The sequence below is a fragment of the Natronorubrum thiooxidans genome, assembly GCF_900156475.1.
Taxonomy (GTDB): domain Archaea; phylum Halobacteriota; class Halobacteria; order Halobacteriales; family Natrialbaceae; genus Natronorubrum; species Natronorubrum thiooxidans.
The window spans coordinates 1-1,518 of the sequence record NZ_FTNR01000054.1 but is presented as its reverse complement, the minus strand read 5'-3'; the positions used below and the strand labels follow the sequence as shown (position 1 = coordinate 1,518).

Genomic DNA, 1,518 nt, shown 5'->3' with positions numbered 1-1,518 from the left:
GGTGTGCACAGCTAACACCTCCTCATTCCTTCCGAAAAGAATCCCCGATAAGCCGCCGCTATCGTTCGGTTTTGCGCCTAACTAAAGACGGATGCTCCAAAGAGATTCAAACGCGGCTACGAAATGACTATCCTGACTACCAGCTCACTGAGGGAGTTATCGGAAGACATCTCGAGTGGCTTCAAGTAGTTGGTGCCATCGAAGCTGCTAGTACCGTCCCAATCGTGGACAGCTAGGCTATCTCCTCTGGGCGCGTATCTACAGGAATGAGCCGGAAGAAGTATATCGTCGATCTCTCAGACGAAGAACGCATTGAACTCGAAGAGTTCGTTACGAAGGGCACACACCGGGCAGAAGCAATCAACCGCGCAAGGATCCTTCTGAAGGCTGATGACGGGCTCACAGATGAGGCCATCTGTGAGCACGTCGGGTGTTCGGTTGGGACACCCCATCGGACCCGCAAAGCGTACTCCGAGCGAGGGATTGCGGCGATTCATCGCCGCAAACCCGACAGAGACTACACGCCGAAGCTTGACGGTCGTGCTGAAGCACATCTCGTTGCTCTCGCCTGTTCAGACCCACCAGAAGGCCGAACGCGCTGGACGTACGCGCTCCTCGCTGACCGCCTTGTCACGCTTGAGGAGATCGAGTTCGACTCGATCTCCGAGGAAACCGTCCGACAGCGGCTAAAAAAACGACCTGAAGCCACACCGCTCTGAGCACTGGCTTATTCCGCCCAAAGAGAACGCAGAGTTTGTCTATCGGATGGAAACGATCCTTTCGCTCTACGAAGAACCGTACGACGAGACCCGTCCAGTCATCTGTTTCGACGAGTCCAGCAAAGCACTTCGAAAACACGTCCGCGACCCGTTCCCGGCGTCACCGGGAGCGGTCGCTCGCACAGATCACCACTACGAACGTAATGGGAAACGAATGCTTCACCTGGCGACTGAGCCGTTGACTGGCTGGTGTCGCTTCCATGTGACTGAACGACGGCGGACCTGTGAATGGATCGACTGTATGCAGGCGATTGCCGACGACTACCCGGATGCAGACCGCATCCGGGTAGTCTTGGACAACCTCAGCACACACAATCCGGCCGCCTTCTATCGGTTCTTCCCGCCCGAGAAAGCACGCGAGTATCTCGATCGGTTTGAGTTCTACTACACGCCCACGCACGGAAGTTGGCTGAATATGGCCGAGCTCGTCTGGAGCACGCTCCAGACCCAGTGCCTCAACCGCCGAATTCCGGACGCAGCGACCCTCCAGTCGGAGGTCGCTGCGTGGGAGGCTGAGCGCAATGAATTGGCTGTTACGGTCAACTGGCAATTCACAAACGAGGACGCTCGAACGAAACTACACCAGCTCTATCCGACTATCGAGGAGGCCAAGAACTAGTCACTCAACGGTTGGGAAAGTACTAAGTAGACCGTCCAGTAAATCCGTACCCGGATAGAGCTGGAGCGATTATCTCCTTTCAGCACCTCTTAGAGAGTGTTCTCTGCGGAGAACGCCTCT

At 55.9% G+C, this 1,518-nt stretch carries 2 protein-coding genes; both read left to right on the top strand.

All coding sequences use genetic code 11. The annotated features are described in order from the left end of the window. Positions 1-266 precede the first annotated feature (266 nt). Positions 267-719: a helix-turn-helix domain-containing protein gene (locus tag BW940_RS22035; RefSeq protein ID WP_076611040.1), complete on the top strand. Its 453-nt coding sequence runs from the start codon at positions 267-269 to the stop codon at positions 717-719. Beyond that, complete coding sequence (locus BW940_RS22030) at positions 700-1,398, top strand: IS630 family transposase (protein WP_216819701.1); 699 nt, start codon at positions 700-702, stop codon at positions 1,396-1,398. The genes BW940_RS22035 and BW940_RS22030 overlap by 20 nt, the downstream gene beginning before the upstream one ends. The last annotated feature ends 120 nt before the right edge of the window (positions 1,399-1,518 follow it).